Source organism: Centipeda flueggei ATCC 43531 (genome assembly GCF_000160695.1).
Lineage (GTDB): Bacteria > Bacillota > Negativicutes > Selenomonadales > Selenomonadaceae > Centipeda > Centipeda flueggei.
This window is the reverse complement of record NZ_GG694006.1, coordinates 23456-38921: the sequence shown is the minus strand read 5'-3', so window position 1 is coordinate 38921 and position 15466 is coordinate 23456. Positions and strand designations below refer to the sequence as shown.

Genomic DNA, 15466 nt, shown 5'->3' with positions numbered 1-15466 from the left:
AGCTAAAGAAACATGAACCCCATTCATATTCAATATTATACCGCATACAAGAATGAAAAAAAAGAGGAGAAGGCCGAATCTCCTCTCTTTATAGTGATTATCAATGTGGTTATAGCGCATCACCCAGTTGGCGCAGCAGCGGATAGTCCGTCATATCCACGCCCAGTGGGGTCACCGCGATCAGCCCATGCTCCACCGCATAGATATCCGTTCCAATTCCCTTATCCGTATCAGACACCTCGCCTGCTACCTTGTAATGCACACGCCCCTCTTCCATCTCAATGCGCTCAAATGCATTCACGTAATCGCGTCCGCCCTGGCGGCAGAACACAAATCGTGGCTCATCCCCCGCAAGCTCCTTCGGGAAGTTGATGTTCAACAAAAATGGCTGATCTGCAGCAGCAAGAACTTGTTCCATGAATGGGACAAAATACTCTGCCGCATCGGCAAATGAAAGACTGCTGCCATCAAGAAGCGAGAGTGCAAACGATGAAATTCCGTGGAAATATCCCTCAAAAGCGGCACCAACCGTTCCCGAGTAGATCACATCCGTACCGAGATTTGACCCGTGATTGATCCCTGAAAGCACAACATCCGGACGTTCCTCTGCGATCGCATCCAGGTAGAGCTTCGCACAGTCCGTCGGTGTGCCGTCGATCGCCCACGCCGCGACATGACACTCTGCATCGAAATTCTCATCCTCACGCACCTCAATCGCACGCCCGATCGTCAGCGCGTGAGACGTACCACTCTGCTGATGCATAGGAGCTGCAACCGTCACATGATGTGCTCCAGACAGGCGGCGCGCAAGTACATGAATCCCCTCTGCAGCAATCCCGTCGTCATTTGATATCAGGATATTCAAAGGCATCTTCCTCTCATTTGCTTGATACACGAAAGGCAGGTTGGTATGCCAACCTGCCTAAAACCGCATATGCGGGCAACATTCATGGTGACCCACCACGGAATCGAACCGTGAACCTACTGATTAAGAGTCAGTTGCTCTGCCAGTTGAGCTAGTGAGTCGTCTGCACCTTGCAGTGCATAGCTATTATAGAGGAACAATACATGCCTGTCAATCCCTTCCGCGTGTTTTCCATAATAAATCACGCGTACAAAAAAGGATCTCCGAAGAGATCCTTTTTTATTCCTTCACGGAGAGAAGATTACTTCAGTGCATCAGCGAGCTGTGCATTGACAGCACGTGCAGCCTCGACACTCTCCTCGAACTTCGCCTTCTCCTCGCCCTCGAGCTTGACATCGACAACTTTCTCAAAGCCGCCCTTGCCGAGGACAATAGGAACACCGACGCAGAGTTCCTTCTCGCCATACTCGCCTTCGAGGTAGACGCAGCAAGGAATAACCTTCTTCGAATCGAGCGCAATCGCCTCAACCAGCGTTGCGGCAGATGCGCCCGGCGCATACCATGCAGACGTACCGAGAAGCCCCGTCAGCGTTGCGCCGCCGACCTTCGTCTTCTGGACAACATCAGCAAGGACATCCTTCGAGAGGAGCTGCGTGACAGGAATGCCGCGGAGCGTTGCAATGCTGACGAGCGGAACCATCGTCTTGTCATTGTGTCCGCCAATGACCATACCGTCCACATCGGTCGGGGTTGCAGGATGACCTGCCTTGTTGAGTGCCTCGGAAAGATAATAACGGAAACGGCTGCTGTCGAGCATGCCGCCCATGCCGATGATGCGGTTGCGCGGAAGTCCCGTGGATTTGAGTGCAAGATAGGTCATCGCATCCATCGGGTTGGAGATGATGATGAAGATCGCATTCGGGGAATGCTTCAGCGCCTGTTCCACAACACTCTTGACGATCTTTGCATTGACGCCGACAAGCTCCTCACGCGTCATGCCCGGCTTACGCGGAAGACCGGAGGTAACGACGATAACATCGGAATTTGCCGTCGCAGCGTAGTCATTCGTAACACCCTTGACCGTCGTGTCAAAGCCGAGCGCATGCGAGCACTGCATCATGTCCATTGCCTTGCCCTCGGAGACACCCTCTTTGATGTCGATAAGGACAACCTCACTCGCAAATTTCTTGAGCGCAACGACGTTTGCTACGGTAGCACCTACGTTACCTGCACCAACAACAGTTACCTTCATACGTATTTCCTCCTTAAGTAAAGCTCTTGTGCTGCTTGTTTCACAATAAACAACACAATTAAAACAAGGTATACCAATAGATCTGAACTATGAAATCATTATAACATCTCCATTCAGAAAAATCAATTACTTTTCGAATCTTGTTTCCTGCAACTTAGGGCCTTTTTTTCTCCGACGTTTCCATACCTGCTTGCATAGAGTTCCTCATCGAATGTATACCAGGAAACCTCCGTCCAAAAATCCTTACGGAGCAGACTGCCGAGGTCTTGTAGATCTCCTCTGTGTTGTTGATGAGTGAACCGCGGTTGTCAGCGATGATATAGGAGCGTGCAAGGGAACTTTCCGGGATGTTTTTCCCACACGTACGCGTGTTGTTCTGCAAAAAGCACTGAAACATTCCCTCCTCGATTTCTAGATCTCTGTTCGAACGCTTCCCATCATCAAGGAGATTCATCTTCAGAAACTTCCAATGCGTAATCGAAAGTTCCCGTTCTGAGTGAATGAGCGTCTCTGCGGCATTGACATTCGTGACCACCGTGTTCAGCTTGATGATAAGATCGGGGTTCTCTTTTTTCGCAGTGAAAAGCAACTGCATGAGACACTACTCCGTCAGGACGTTCGGCTGCCGCCGTCATGGCAGCCGAACGTACGCAGTGTCTCAGGTACGATGCTGTCCACAGAGATCCCGAGGTGTGTGATCTTGCAAAAGAAGTCCTGCGGCAGATTCTTACAGTCGAGCAGCAGCGAGCTATTGGAAATGACGGAGAGATCGAAGCCCATTCCGTAGGCACAGTTAACAATTTCTGCAAAATTCCTATGCAGTACCGCATTGTGAAATTTTCCCTGCGCCTTTTCGAATACGCCTCCGCCCTCAACAAAGAATGGATTGCGGAACGGAACGGTATCCAGTAAAATAAGGACAGAACAAAGGGCTGGAGGAAAAAGGGGGTTACCGCATGAAACATAACTTGGGGATCGTCGCTGTCTTCCTCGCACTTGCCCTCTTCCTTTTTCATTTGGTCTTCCACCTCACTCCCACCGGCACATGGCAGCCACTCTCCGCAGGAGCTTCGTCTGCCGCCGGGGCGCAGCGCCCCATCCTGCTCATCCCGCTCGACTCACGTCCGCCGTGCAGAGAGTTTGTGATAAACGGCGGAAGAATCATTGGACAGGAGATCATGACGCCGCCATCCGAACTCATGGACTACTATTCCACGGCTGGAAATACGTCGGAAATGCGGAACTGGTTAGCCGAACATATCAATGATGCAGATGCCGTCATTCTCTCGGTCGATCAACTGCTCTCGGGAGGGCTCCTCGCCGCACGCGAGACACATATCTCGGCAGAGGACATCGATGCGCTCGCCGCATATCTCCGCGGCCTGCACGCAGCATATCCTAGTGTTCCCCTGCACGCGTTCTATATTTTGCCGCGTGCGATTCCGCAGGACGGCATCAATGGCTGGCGCGAGCGGCGCGCGCTTCTCTCCTATGCTCGTCTCCTGGGACGCGCAGGCGCGGGGCTTCCGGTCGATGCAGAGGAAATGGCGCGTCTGCGCGCCGAGATCCCCGATACGGATCTGCAAAAGTATCTTGCGCATTTCGACGAGAGCACAGCTCTTGCCGCTATGCTCATTACGCTCACCGAGGAGGGCACGCTCACGCGTCTTGTACTCGGGCAGGACGACGGCGAAGAGTTCTCCGTCGGCAATCTGAAAAAGGCGGAACTGTCCGCCCTGCTGACACAAAAAAACATCGCCCCGGAGCGGGCGATGATCGTGCACGGAGCAGATGAGATTGGGCTCTCTATGCTCACGCGGATGGCAGTCGATGGCTTGCGTATGCGCGATGAGACGCCCCCACGCATTTCACTGCGCTATGCGCGTGACGATATGGCAGACGCCGTCTTTCCCTTTATGGCGGTCTCAAACGATGTGACAGCACGGGAGAAGATCGCCATGCTCGGCGGCATGCTTGCAGCAGATGACACGGACCACGACCTGACCCTCTTTATCACGGCGGGTGACGGCGATGCGGATACGCTTGGCTCACGCGCGCCCTCTGCCGCCGCAATCGATCAAATGCTGGCCGCAGGAAAATCCGTCGCACTCGTCGATCTCTCGCGCCATTTCCGTGCGGAGGAAACGCTGCTCCCCATTCTGACCGAAAAAAATGTCCCCGTGAACGCCCTGACAGCATACGCGGGGTGGAATACGGCAAGCAACGCCATCGGTACGGCACTTGCGGAGGCGCTTCTCTATCACTGTGCCATGAGAAACGCCGCGACGGCAGAGGAGCGGGAACGCGCCGCCGCTGCAAATCTCGCCTTTCTCACGGGGCGCATGGCAGAAGACGAATTCTACCTCAAGGAGACGATTGACCGCGTGAATGACGCACTTCGCCGTGCGGGCTATACGAACAGTGCCGATCTCGATCTCACGCGAAACTGGCATTGGGCAAACGACCTCCTGATGAATGACCTGAGCCGCCGCATGAGGAGCTGTGAGTCAACTGCTGCATTCCGCGCCCCTTTTGAACAAAACGGCATGACACTGCGTGTTGCGCATAACAATATCAATGCATACTGCCCATGGCCCCGCACATTCGAGATACGCCTTGAATCCGTGCCCGTAATTGAACGGAAAGCGCCATAATATCTGGATGCCCAGAACAAAAGCAAGAGGAGCCGTTGTATGACACGTCCTTCCTTCGTACAACGGTTCCTTTTTTCTATTCTGCAGCCAATCCGAAGCGCGTAATCCCTGCCTGGCGGAAACGGTCCAGCAGCTCCATGACGCCGCTGTAGTTCATATCCCCGTCCGCACGCACAACAACCGCAAAGCGCGGATTCTTCTGTGCCTCCGCGCGTGCCTGTCGCACAAGAGTATCCGCATCAATCGGCTGATCCTCGAGCCAGAGTGAGCCGTCCTTGCGCACCGTGATGAGATAGGTCACATTCAGCTGAGTCTGTGCCGACTGCGCCTTGGGGAGATTTACATCCACGGTCTTGACGTTGACCATGTATAGGGTACTCATGATGAAGAAGACGAGCAGGAAGAACATGATGTCGATCATCGGAATGATGACGACCTCAGGCTTTCCGAATGCCCTGCGGTCACGCAGTCTCATTGTGCCGCCCCCTCCGCTGGATTGTCTGCCGTGACGCCGGCAGCATCGGCGAGAGCAAGACGGCTGCTCTCAGCGGCAGAAAAACACATCTCCATATCCGTGACGATGTTCTCAATTCGCTGCGAAAAATACGCATGTACCATGAGTGCGATGAGTGCAACACAGAGTCCCATCGCCGTAGCGATCAGTGCCTCGCCGATGCCCCCCGTGATCGCCGTCGGCTCGCCCGCCTGGATGTTGAACACGCTGAACGTCGTAATCATTCCGCTGATCGTTCCCAAGAGCCCGAGGAGGGGGGCCATCGTTACGATCACGCTCAGATAATAGATGCGGCGACGCATCTTGGAGAGTGCGATGCCGGACTGGATCTCCATGTAGGAGCTCATCTGATCGGCACGGCTGCTGTTCTTGGTGATTGCACTGAACAAAATATCGGCAATCGCCCCGCGACGATCGCGCGCGAGGGCAAGTGCCTCCGCATAGCGCGCATTTGCAATATCGAGCATGAATGCGTGAGCAAAGGCACGGCCCGCATCAGCACGTGAAAAGTAAAACGCGCGCTCAATCCCAATAAAGACAACAAAAATGGACGCTATCGTCAAGAAATACATGACGATACCTCCCTGCTGAAAAAATGCAATGCCTTGCGCAATAGAATTCATGGCAGTCCCTTTCCATTTGGTAAATATAGGCTTAAATTCAGCTGTATTCTACTATATATAGAGGTCTGAGTCAATGACAGCGCTTATCTTTTCCCGGCCAACTCCCTTGCGGTTCTGATGAAAAAATACTATAATGAATATCGTTCGTTCAAAAAAGGAGGATACTGCGTGAAACTGCCCCTCATTCGTGGCTTTTGGCGGCTGTTCAAGGGATATTGGAGTTCCGCCGAGAAGTGGCGGGCGCGCGGACTGCTCACCTCTGTCATCGTGCTCAATCTCGTCATGGTGTACCTACTTGTCCGCATCAATGATTGGTATCGTGACTTCTACGATGCACTTCAGGCGTACGACTTGGCTTCCTTCTGGCCGCTCGTCGGTACGTTCACAGGACTCGCTCTTCTCTACATCATCATTGCCGTCTACGCCGTCTATCTGCGGCAGATGCTGACAATCAGCTGGCGTACATGGATGACGGAGGACTACCTCGCGCGCTGGATGCACGGACAAGTCTACTACCGTCTGCAAATGCTCCGCAGCGATACGGACAACCCCGATCAGCGTATCAGTGAGGATATTAATCAATTCGTTACGCTGACCCTGGCACTCCTTGTCGGCGCACTGAAACAAATCACAACACTCGGCGCATTCGCCGTCGTTCTGTGGAACCTCTCCGGAACGCTCACCGTTCCTATGGGAGGCGAGACATTCACTATCTACGGCTATATGTTCTGGCTGTCTCTCCTCTACGCAGGCGTTGGCAGTGTCCTTGTCCATTTTGTCGGACGAAAGCTTATCCGACTGAACTTCAATCAGCAGCGCTATGAGGCGGATTTCCGTTTCAGCATGATGCGCGTGCGCGAGAACAGCGAGAGCATCGCATTCTATCACGGTGAGCTGGCAGAGGCACAGGGGTTTAAGGAACGCTTTGCCTATGTCGTAAAAAACTACTGGGGACTGATGCGGCGAACAAAGCTGCTGAATTTCTACGTGAACGGCTACGGTCAGCTCGCCGTTATCTTCCCGCTCATCATGGCAGCACCGCGCTACTATGCAGGCGAGATCGCCCTCGGCGGTCTGATGCAGACTATCTCGGCATTTGGCCGCGTACAGGATGCGCTGTCCTTCTTCGTCGACTCCTACAGCTCCATCGCCGAGCTGTCCGCTGTCATCCAGCGACTATCAGGCTTTACGGCGCATATCGCAGAAGCATCTGCCATATCATCTGCGATTGCACATACGAACAATACGGAGGATGCACTTCAACTTACAGATCTTCACGTTGTGCTCCCGCACGGCGCAGAACTTTTCTCTGTCTCTGGATTAACCCTGCCGCACGGCAGCCGCACCCTCATCACGGGGACATCAGGTGTTGGAAAGAGCACACTTCTGCGTGCCATTGCGGGGATCTGGTTCACGGGCAGCGGCACGGTAGCAATGCCGCAGAAGTCCTCGCGGCTCTTTCTCCCTCAACATCCCTACCTGCCGCTCGGTACACTCCGCCGTGTGCTTTCCTATCCGCGTACGGCAGCAGCTTCTGATAAGAAGATGACACACGTGCTCGCGCAGGTTGGGCTGCCGCATCTTGCAGCGCGCCTATCCGACACAGATGATTGGAGCCGCATTCTGTCGCTCGGCGAACAGCAGCGCCTTGCCTTTGCACGCATTCTGCTCATTCGTCCCGACTGGGTCTTTCTCGATGAGGCGACATCCGCCCTCGACGAGCCGCGCGAACGCATACTGTATGAACTTCTCCGGCAGGAGCTTCCTATGGCTGGCATCATCAGTGTCGGACATCGCTCAACGCTCTATGCGTTCCATGAAACCGAAATTCGTATACACGACAACACAATCGTTTCCCAGGAGATTCCCACATGAATCGTAGAGATTTTTTGCGCCGCATGACGCTTGTCGGCATTGGTGCCGCCCTATTCCCCTTCTGTCCAGATGCGGCAGAGGCATCATGGTACGTTCCCCCCGTCCTGCCGGGCGTAACGATAAAACCAACGTATCTATCTTTTGGCCCGCTGGAAAACCGCTTTGTCACGGACTGTATTGTCGTCCACCACATTGGCAATACGAACGCAGATGTCTCTGCCGAAACCGTCCATGAATGGCATCTTCACAACGGCTGGTCAGGCATCGGCTATCACTTCCTCATCCGTAAGGACGGCACAATCGAGGAGGGTCGCCCCATGGGCACGGTCGGTGCACACGTCTACGGAGAGAACCGTCATACCATCGGCATCAACATTGTGGGAGACTTCGAGTCAGCCGTTCCTACCGAAGCGCAAAAGCATAGTGCAGCACATCTCATCGCTGCGTTGTGCATCGTCTATCAACTCAATCCCATCTGGGGCGTCACCGTAAAAGGTCACCGTGACTTTAACGCCACAGCATGTCCTGGCCGATATCTTTACGCAGAGATGCCGGATATCGTGGCGGAGTCATGCATCTACTACGGCTCAAAAGAACTGCAAGCGGAGCGTCTGCATATCATGCACCGGGAACGTGAGGAACAAGAACAACAGCAAGCCCTCCTGCGCGAGAGATTAGAGGCCGCACAGAAAAAGAATGGCCGACCTTCACACCCCACACCAAGCACGCCAAATCCTCCCGTACGTCCTACTCCGGAAAGGCCGTCATTGCGTCCGAATAAGCGTCCCGACATACCGAAGCCAGGGAATACGACACAACGGAGAATCGCCACGAAATAAGATTTGACACAGAAAAAACGGAGGTGAAAATCCATGAGTTTCCACTACCGGTGGTTTGACCGCGAGCAAGAAAAATTCAATGAGATGGGCATTCCATTGACGCGCGCAGAAATTGATGCATATGAACGAAAAAAAGAGACGGAATGCCTGTTTTCCCGTGGAGAACAGACCGGCATCGTTCTCACTGCACTGATCTTCGCCTATGGATGGACACAGGACGATCTCTCACTCATCTTTTTCTGTCTTTCCTTCCTGATTTTCGAGCTGCGCAAAATCGCAGCATATTTTTCTTCTGCCTATGGACGAGATATCGCAAACGTCATGCAGGGCTTCAGCCTTTCCCTGCTCCTCGGTGCCTTTGTACTTCTCTTTATGACTTAAAACTCCCAGGAGGAGGTATTTACGTGAAAAAACCACAGGGCATGGGCATCCTAAAAATAGGTGCGGCACTCGCTATTATCCTTCTCTTTGCCATCATTCATCTTATCGCACCGGATTTCCTCCCCTCACTGTTTTCGCTGCTTGCCAGCGGCGATATTCCGGCAACGGTAGACTACATTCACACCTTCGGTCAGGGAGCGGTCTTCTTCGCATTTTTGCTTACTCTCTTTACCAATGCACTCGGCTTTCCGCCCGCCGTTATCTTCTCAACGGCAAACGTCATTCTTTTCGGCATTGTCCCCGGCATTATTCTTTCCTGCGTTGCCGAGACCGTCGGTGTAACCATCGCCTTTCTGCTGATGCGTTTCTACTTCCGGGATGCGGCAGAACGTGCCATCGCCAAGAGCCCCTTCCTTGCAAAGATCGACCATTACAGCGGCAGCAAAGGATTCATCATTATGCTCATCGGCCGCATGGTCCCCTATCTTCCCTCCGCTGTCATGAATGCGGTCGGTGCACTCTCCTCTATCCGTCTGCGCGACTATGTGCTTGCCTCTCTCGTCGGCAAATTTCCCTCGACGGGCATCGAGGCAATCATCGGACATGACCTCATCATGCAGCAGGAGAACAATACTCGCCTTATCATTGTCGTTATCTGTGCTGCTATTCTCATCTATACTGCAATCCGTTTTGAAAAACGTATGATGCACACGGAAACCATACCTGAGAACACGGAGAAAAAATGATGACACGACGCCGTTTCTTACAGACTGCCATGCATTCCATCATTACGATGGGACTTGGCAGTCTCTTTTCATCCCACGCTGCCGCCGCTGTGGAAGACATCCGACACCTGCGCCAAATCATAACAGCACAGCCTGCATCGACACGTATGATCCAGTGGGATGCACCGATATTGCTGCGCGATGCTTATGTTGAACTCCGCAGCGGCAAGGATGGACATACCGTGTCGTTTACCCCTGAGTGCACACATTTCACAATGGATGACACAGAACAGTTTATCTTCCATGCAGAGATTCCATTGCCAAAGTTTGGCGGTACATATCGTATCGTACATTCCGGCGGGGAAACCGCTTGGATTCCGTTGTCCGTCCCCCGCGCATATGCCCCTGTGCGGGCCCTGCTCTTTTCAGACAGCCAGTGCGGAGAGAATTACAACATCTGGAATTCTGTCTATCAGGCAGCATTCCAGCGACATGGGGATATCGACTTCGCTGCACTCATCGGCGATCTCACAGATAACGGTGAATCAGCATGGCATTGGGATAACTTTTTCGCTGCAATGGAGGGCGAACCGTCCCCCCTCGCACGCGTCCCCCACGCCCCCGCACTCGGTAATCATGAATATTACAGCCTCGCGTGGGAAGACGTTCCCCCTATGCGCTATCTGCATACCTTCGTCCTGCCGGAAAATGGAAGTCCGGCATTTCGTGGTCACTATTATTCCTTTGACCTCAGTGTGCTGCACGTCATTGTCCTCGATACGCAGTTTCTCGAGTGCGGAGCATGTGGAACGGCGCTAAAGGAGGAGCAGCTTGACTGGCTGAAACGGGATGCAGCTGCATCCCACGCCCCATGGAAGATCGTCCTCATGCATAAGGATATCCTCGCATACGGTGAGTATCAGATCGATCAGCAGACACAGCACGGCATCAGCGATGTAGGGCACATCTTCATGGATGTATTTGATGCGCTTGACATAGATCTTGTTGTTACCGGACATGTCCATGCATATCGTCGGCGGCAAATCCGTGCACACCAAACGGATCCTCACGGGACATTGTATCTGCTTGGGGGTCCCGGCGGAAATGAATACTTTGATGTCCCTGCCGAGATCTATGACCTCGCCGCCTCCCCCAATCCCGCTCCGTCGAACTATCTCTATATGGAAGCCGATGTACATCGGCTTCATATATGCTGTGAATCCCTTGACGGAACAGTAATCGATACGATTGAACTGCGAAAATAGAAAAACAAAAGAACGTATCCCATGGAGTAATCGGACGACCCCCATAGGATACGTTCTTTTTGAGTTGTCTATCAACGCCAAGGACTGCCGCTTCGATAATCTCGTTCGATCTCGTTCACTGCCTCAGCATGCCGTTTTTGTTCGGCGCGCATCGCACGGTCATACTTTTCCTGATCACCGTCACAACGGAAATTGAACTCGATGGTTCGCACATTCTCCTCATGAATACGCTCTTCCCGTCTGATACGGAAATCATACTCATTCGAGGCTCCCTCCTCATAACTCAGCGTCAAGGCCTCTGACGCCTCTGCCGACGGAAGAAACAGAGTCATCATGCCGAACCCAAGTATGCCAGCAAGGACACATACGATATACTTTCTCTGGCAATGTATCATATATATCATCCCTCTATCCGAATCTTATCCCCGTAAAAAAACACCGCACCATAGCGGTGCGGCGCGATATTTACTCCGCCGTGAACGGAAGAAGCGCAATGTTGCGCGCACGCTTGATAGCGAGCGTGACTTGACGCTGATGCTTTGCGCAGTTGCCGGAAATCCGGCGCGGCAAAATCTTGCCGCGTTCCGTCGTAAAACGACGCAGCTTTGCAGCATCCTTATAGTCGATATGATCGACCTTGTCTACACAGAACGAGCAAACCTTACGACGTGGCTTGCGCCCCCGATCTCGTTTCATCATATTGGCTGTCCCTCCTTATTACAGGATATTCTGAGGTGTACTTCACTCAGAATGGAATGTCATCATCCGGAATTACGGGTCCCATCATATCCGGTGCGGCACTTCCACCCGCAGCGGGTGCTGCACTATGCGATGCTGGTGCATCATAGCTGCCCTGCGGTGCGCTGCCGGCATTTTTCGAATCGAGAAACTCCACATTGTCCGCAACAACATCTGTCGCATACTTCCGCTGTCCATCACTGCCGTCGTAGCTGCGTACCTGAATGCGTCCCTCGACTCCGATGCGGCGCCCCTTGGTAAGGTTATTGCCACAGATCTCAGCGAGTTTCTCCCAGCATGTCACGGGGATGAAGTCAGCCGTCTGCTGTCCTTCCTGCTGTGCCGCACGCGAGAAGCGGCGGTCAACTGCCACAGTAAAACGGCAAAATGCTTTGCCGCTCTGTGTGTAGCGAATCTCAGGGTCGCGCGCAAGGCGACCGATCAGTATGACTCTGTTCATGGGTCTCTCTCCTGCATGGATCCCGTCATGTCTTATTCTTCGATGCCGTCTGCACGGACGATCATGTGCTTGAGCAGATCGTCGGTGATCTTCATCACACGGTCACACTCAGCGACACAGGCAGGCTCTGCATTGACGTACAGCAGAACGTAGTATCCTTCGGTCATGTCCTTGATCTCATAGGCGAGACGCTTCTTGCCCCAGCGGTCTTCCTTCTCGATCTTACCGCCGTTTGCCTGAATGAGCTTTGTGAACTTCTCGATGACGGCGTTTGTCGCTTCTTCCTCCATCGGCTTCACAATAAATATGACTTCGTACAATCTCACGAAATCACCTCCTCTTTGGTCTTTGGCCGCCGTACCTGTCGGCGGCAGAGTTATTCTTCTGCGAACGCACACGAAAAGAACGCGGCGCTCACGCGACAGGTGACAGTATATCATGTTTTCCAGCAGTACGCAAGCATTTCATCCACAAAAATATAATCCGTGCCGTGTAGGCATAGGATGCACGCCGCATACGCTCTTTCCCTATTCTTCCTTCTGCCGCACACGGTCCTGAACAGAATGCAGGAAATCACGCGGTGATATGTGCATATACTTTTTGAACACACTGCAGAAATTCTTATAGTCACCAAAGCCATTGTTTTCAGCAATCTCATAAACACGATATTTTCCGGATGCGAGCTGACTCACCGCCTTTTGCAGGCGCTGACGCGTCAAAGCCTCAAGAAAGGTCTGCCCCAGCACTTCCTTGAACTTCCGACTGAGGTAGCTCGCACTCACACCAGATTCCTCTGCCAGCTGCTCAATACTGAGCTTGTCACGATAATCACAACGAATGCGCTCCATAGCATAGCGTACATAGGGGTTTAGTCCATCATCCGAGAAATATCGTGCCCAATCAAGCCCCTCTGACAGAGGCTCTGTCTTCGTTTTATCTTTCTTCTGCTCTGCAAGACGATACAGGAGTGCTGCAAGTTCCTCCTCATTGACCGGTTTCAGCAAATAGTCAGCGGCTTGGAGTTCAATCGCCTTTTTGGCATAATCAAACTCTGCATAACTCGTAAGAAAAATGAGCTGCGGCAGAATTCCCGCATCACGTGCATACTCTGCCATCGTGATCCCATCCATACGCGGCATACGGATATCTGTCAAAAGAATGTCGGGATGCGTCGTGCGCAGCAGCTCCAATCCTGCAATACCGTCGCCGGCGTCGCCAACCACGACGCAATTCATCGCTGCCCAGTCAATCGTGCATACCAGCCCCTTGCGGATGATCTCTTCATCCTCGACAATCAGCACGCGCTGCATTTTCTTCACCTCCGCTGCACCGAATCGGCAGCACCATCTCCACACGTGTCCCTCCCGACGGAGGGCACGTAATATGCACACCATATCCCGTGCCATAGAGCAAACGAATCCGACGGTCGATATTGTAGAGCCCCGTGTGCACGGAGCGATTCTCCCCCTCCGCCATCATCGTTCGCAGACGATGCAGCGTTTCTGCATCCATCCCCATCCCCCTGTCCGCAATGACGATGTGCAGATGCTCCGCCTCCATGGTAATCTGCGACCTAATCTCTATGTTCCCCTCTGCATCCGCACCATAGTGAATGGCATTTTCCACGACGGGCTGAAGGAGCAATTTCGGAACGAAGCAGGACTCCACCCCTTTTGCGGCCTCCTGTTGATAGGAAAAATGTGCCCCAAAGCGCAGCCGCTGAATCTCGATATAACGCTCCAGATGGCAGAGATCCTCGGCGAGAGTCACCTGCCGCACCCGATTATCGATGCTGTACCGTAGGAGTGCCGAAAGAGCAGAAATCATGCGCACGGCATCGTCGGGTGCGAGTTTCGTCATAAACTTGATGTTCTCGAGTGTGTTAAAGAGGAAATGCGGATTGAACTGTGACTCGAGCTGGCGAAGTTCTGAGATCACACTCGCTCGTGCCTCCTCTTCATTTTCGCGCATGAGCCGGACAAGACTCTCCGCCATACGATTGTATGCCGCACCGATCTCCTCAAACTCGTTGCCCGAGCGTATCGCGAGTCTGCGATCCAGATGTCCATGCCGCACGGCACGAAATGCATCCACGATCTCCCCCACCGCCCGCGTCTTATCGCGCGTCTCGCGGCGCACACTGATGACGATCAGCGGCAGCATAAGCAAAAAGACACCGAGAAGAATCACCCCCCCTGTCGCAAATTGAGCGATACGGCTGCCGAGCGGCAAAAGTGCATAGATAGTAAATCCTCCGTCCAATGGTTCAGATGCCGCATAATAGTGCTGCCCATCCACACTGACCAGCCCCGCTCTGCCATCCAATGCGGGCACGATTTTTTGAAAAGCAGGGTCCCGCAGAGCGGCCATTGTGACAAACGGTGCACGTCCCGCACGGTCAGCAATGGCGAAGTGTACCTTCTCCCCCATCTGCAAGTGCTGCCCCAGTTCCCGCACGGGCACGACAAAGACGGCATAGCCATCGACCGTCGATACGGCATCTCCAATGGCAGGAGCGCGGTGAACTGCCTGCCCGACCACATAGTCCCAATCCTGTGCTCCGTTCGGGACAAATTCCGCCACACCCCCCTCCTGCTGCTCCATACGCGAGAGTACGCCCCAGTGCATTGACGTGGGCACAAGATACGGGGGGACATCCCGCTCTGTGGAAAAGAGAACATGCCGCCCCGCGTCCAACAGGAAGAAATGCGGTTGTGCACCATAGCGGTTGAGCCGCGCGTAAACACGCTCCATCGCGGCACTTCGTCCATTTTCGTCCGTATGGAACCCATCGAGCCCGACCGCTGCAATCTCTGCCGCACGCTCCTCATAATCCTGTGTCAGCTCCGTAAAGATTGCGCCCGTCGCCCGTACCTCCTCCTCCGTGTGCGCGGCGACATTCCGATGCCAGTAAAATGCTGCCAGCAGCAGACAGATCACCGTGATGAGCAAAACAGGAACGATGGCATACAGGAGGAGTGCACTGCGCACCTCGTCTTGAAATTTCCGCACGCACTCCCTCCTTAACTATAGTTACGAAATAATCTTCATCCGGACTCTATTATACCAAATTTAGACAAAAACAAACAGAGACTGCTGTACAAAGGTTTTCACCTAATACAACAGTCCCTGCGTTTTGTGCCTCAACTACCACTAGCGATTCCCTCCCCCTCTTAGGGGAAGAGAGCATTAGTTTTCCCCATAAGCGGGGAAGCGGCCAGCGCATCGATCCGATGGGAAGAACTCTCCAACAGCCCTTTTCAGGAAATCATCCA

18 protein-coding genes and 1 tRNA gene are annotated in these 15466 nt (G+C 53.3%); 6 read left to right on the top strand and 13 right to left on the bottom strand.

Annotated elements, in window-relative coordinates; genetic code table 11:
* Positions 1-109: 109 nt before the first annotated feature.
* The 5 genes from surE to HMPREF0908_RS10880 form a co-directional block, all read right to left on the bottom strand.
* On the bottom strand, positions 110-871 hold the full coding sequence (gene surE / locus HMPREF0908_RS00225; protein WP_006689388.1) for a 5'/3'-nucleotidase SurE: 762 nt from the start codon (positions 869-871) through the stop codon (positions 110-112).
* 79 nt (positions 872-950) lie between these two features.
* Positions 951-1026: transfer RNA gene (locus HMPREF0908_RS00220), tRNA-Lys, on the bottom strand.
* A gap of 140 nt (positions 1027-1166) precedes the next feature.
* Entirely contained in the window at positions 1167-2117 is a 951-nt protein-coding gene (gene mdh / locus HMPREF0908_RS00215; RefSeq protein ID WP_006689387.1) for a malate dehydrogenase, read from the bottom strand.
* A gap of 154 nt (positions 2118-2271) precedes the next feature.
* Positions 2272-2712, bottom strand: a complete 441-nt coding sequence (locus HMPREF0908_RS00210) for a hypothetical protein (protein ID WP_006689386.1) — start codon at positions 2710-2712, stop codon at positions 2272-2274.
* 14 nt (positions 2713-2726) lie between these two features.
* A complete protein-coding gene (locus HMPREF0908_RS10880) occupies positions 2727-2897 on the bottom strand; it encodes a hypothetical protein (protein WP_156778187.1) in 171 nt (56 codons plus the stop codon).
* 176 nt (positions 2898-3073) lie between these two features.
* Between HMPREF0908_RS10880 and HMPREF0908_RS00205 the strand changes: the two genes are divergently transcribed.
* The gene (locus tag HMPREF0908_RS00205) at positions 3074-4771 is read left to right on the top strand and encodes a DUF4127 family protein (protein WP_006689384.1); all 1698 of its coding nucleotides are present in this window, start codon (positions 3074-3076) and stop codon (positions 4769-4771) included.
* 76 nt (positions 4772-4847) lie between these two features.
* On the opposite strand, the gene HMPREF0908_RS00200 is transcribed toward HMPREF0908_RS00205, so the two are convergent.
* Positions 4848-5246 carry an ExbD/TolR family protein gene (locus tag HMPREF0908_RS00200; RefSeq protein WP_006689383.1) on the bottom strand — a complete coding sequence of 133 codons (399 nt, stop codon included), beginning with the start codon at positions 5244-5246 and terminating at the stop codon, positions 4848-4850.
* Entirely contained in the window at positions 5243-5908 is a 666-nt protein-coding gene (locus tag HMPREF0908_RS00195) for a MotA/TolQ/ExbB proton channel family protein (RefSeq protein WP_006689382.1), read from the bottom strand. Before HMPREF0908_RS00195 ends, HMPREF0908_RS00200 begins: the two co-directional genes overlap by 4 nt.
* Positions 5909-6076: 168 nt before the next feature.
* Here HMPREF0908_RS00195 and HMPREF0908_RS00190 point away from each other — a divergent pair, with 168 nt between their 5' ends.
* Genes HMPREF0908_RS00190 through HMPREF0908_RS00170 form a run of 5 tightly spaced genes read left to right on the top strand, consistent with a single transcriptional unit; the run spans position 6077 to position 10993 of the window.
* Complete coding sequence (locus HMPREF0908_RS00190; protein WP_040572266.1) at positions 6077-7783, top strand: ABC transporter ATP-binding protein/permease; 1707 nt, start codon at positions 6077-6079, stop codon at positions 7781-7783.
* Entirely contained in the window at positions 7780-8622 is an 843-nt protein-coding gene (locus HMPREF0908_RS00185) for a peptidoglycan recognition protein family protein (RefSeq protein ID WP_006689380.1), read from the top strand. The genes HMPREF0908_RS00190 and HMPREF0908_RS00185 overlap by 4 nt, the downstream gene beginning before the upstream one ends.
* A gap of 33 nt (positions 8623-8655) precedes the next feature.
* A complete protein-coding gene (locus tag HMPREF0908_RS00180; RefSeq protein ID WP_006689379.1) occupies positions 8656-9003 on the top strand; it encodes a hypothetical protein in 348 nt (115 codons plus the stop codon).
* Positions 9004-9026: 23 nt separating this feature from the next.
* Positions 9027-9749: a TVP38/TMEM64 family protein gene (locus HMPREF0908_RS00175; protein ID WP_040572265.1), complete on the top strand. Its 723-nt coding sequence runs from the start codon at positions 9027-9029 to the stop codon at positions 9747-9749.
* The gene (locus HMPREF0908_RS00170) at positions 9749-10993 is read left to right on the top strand and encodes a metallophosphoesterase family protein (protein ID WP_040572264.1); all 1245 of its coding nucleotides are present in this window, start codon (positions 9749-9751) and stop codon (positions 10991-10993) included. The genes HMPREF0908_RS00175 and HMPREF0908_RS00170 overlap by 1 nt, the downstream gene beginning before the upstream one ends.
* Positions 10994-11064: 71 nt before the next feature.
* Here HMPREF0908_RS00170 and HMPREF0908_RS00165 read toward each other — a convergent pair whose 3' ends face one another.
* The 6 genes from HMPREF0908_RS00165 to HMPREF0908_RS00140 all read right to left on the bottom strand — a co-directional run bounded on the left by HMPREF0908_RS00165 (position 11065) and on the right by HMPREF0908_RS00140 (position 15203).
* The gene (locus tag HMPREF0908_RS00165) at positions 11065-11397 is read right to left on the bottom strand and encodes a hypothetical protein (RefSeq protein ID WP_006689376.1); all 333 of its coding nucleotides are present in this window, start codon (positions 11395-11397) and stop codon (positions 11065-11067) included.
* A 61-nt stretch (positions 11398-11458) separates the two neighbouring features.
* The gene (gene rpsR, locus HMPREF0908_RS00160; protein WP_006306231.1) at positions 11459-11692 is read right to left on the bottom strand and encodes a 30S ribosomal protein S18; all 234 of its coding nucleotides are present in this window, start codon (positions 11690-11692) and stop codon (positions 11459-11461) included.
* Between the two features lie 46 nt (positions 11693-11738).
* The gene (locus HMPREF0908_RS00155; RefSeq protein ID WP_006689375.1) at positions 11739-12191 is read right to left on the bottom strand and encodes a single-stranded DNA-binding protein; all 453 of its coding nucleotides are present in this window, start codon (positions 12189-12191) and stop codon (positions 11739-11741) included.
* Positions 12192-12223: 32 nt separating this feature from the next.
* Entirely contained in the window at positions 12224-12517 is a 294-nt protein-coding gene (rpsF, locus tag HMPREF0908_RS00150; protein WP_040572262.1) for a 30S ribosomal protein S6, read from the bottom strand.
* 201 nt (positions 12518-12718) lie between these two features.
* Positions 12719-13501 (bottom strand): response regulator transcription factor, encoded by a 783-nt coding sequence (locus tag HMPREF0908_RS00145; protein WP_006689373.1) that lies wholly within the window; start codon positions 13499-13501, stop codon positions 12719-12721.
* Positions 13473-15203, bottom strand: coding sequence for a sensor histidine kinase (locus HMPREF0908_RS00140; protein ID WP_006689372.1), 1731 nt, complete (start codon positions 15201-15203; stop codon positions 13473-13475). Before HMPREF0908_RS00140 ends, HMPREF0908_RS00145 begins: the two co-directional genes overlap by 29 nt.
* Between the last annotated feature and the right edge of the window lie 263 nt (positions 15204-15466).

Bases quoted from the DNA above. Each gene is read 5' to 3' on its own strand.
- HMPREF0908_RS00180 (WP_006689379.1), top strand. From the start codon at position 8,656: ATGAGTTTCCACTACCGGTGGTTTGACCGCGAGCAAGAAAAATTCAAT.
- HMPREF0908_RS00155 (WP_006689375.1), bottom strand. From the start codon at position 12,191: ATGAACAGAGTCATACTGATCGGTCGCCTTGCGCGCGACCCTGAGATT.
- HMPREF0908_RS00210 (WP_006689386.1), bottom strand. From the start codon at position 2,712: ATGCAGTTGCTTTTCACTGCGAAAAAAGAGAACCCCGATCTTATCATC.
- HMPREF0908_RS00205 (WP_006689384.1), top strand. From the start codon at position 3,074: ATGAAACATAACTTGGGGATCGTCGCTGTCTTCCTCGCACTTGCCCTC.
- mdh (WP_006689387.1), bottom strand. From the start codon at position 2,117: ATGAAGGTAACTGTTGTTGGTGCAGGTAACGTAGGTGCTACCGTAGCA.
- surE (WP_006689388.1), bottom strand. From the start codon at position 871: ATGCCTTTGAATATCCTGATATCAAATGACGACGGGATTGCTGCAGAG.
- rpsR (WP_006306231.1), bottom strand. From the start codon at position 11,692: ATGATGAAACGAGATCGGGGGCGCAAGCCACGTCGTAAGGTTTGCTCG.
- HMPREF0908_RS00185 (WP_006689380.1), top strand. From the start codon at position 7,780: ATGAATCGTAGAGATTTTTTGCGCCGCATGACGCTTGTCGGCATTGGT.
- HMPREF0908_RS00145 (WP_006689373.1), bottom strand. From the start codon at position 13,501: ATGCAGCGCGTGCTGATTGTCGAGGATGAAGAGATCATCCGCAAGGGG.
- HMPREF0908_RS00195 (WP_006689382.1), bottom strand. From the start codon at position 5,908: ATGAATTCTATTGCGCAAGGCATTGCATTTTTTCAGCAGGGAGGTATC.
- HMPREF0908_RS10880 (WP_156778187.1), bottom strand. From the start codon at position 2,897: ATGGGCTTCGATCTCTCCGTCATTTCCAATAGCTCGCTGCTGCTCGAC.
- HMPREF0908_RS00165 (WP_006689376.1), bottom strand. From the start codon at position 11,397: ATGATATATATGATACATTGCCAGAGAAAGTATATCGTATGTGTCCTT.
- HMPREF0908_RS00170 (WP_040572264.1), top strand. From the start codon at position 9,749: ATGACACGACGCCGTTTCTTACAGACTGCCATGCATTCCATCATTACG.
- HMPREF0908_RS00200 (WP_006689383.1), bottom strand. From the start codon at position 5,246: ATGAGACTGCGTGACCGCAGGGCATTCGGAAAGCCTGAGGTCGTCATC.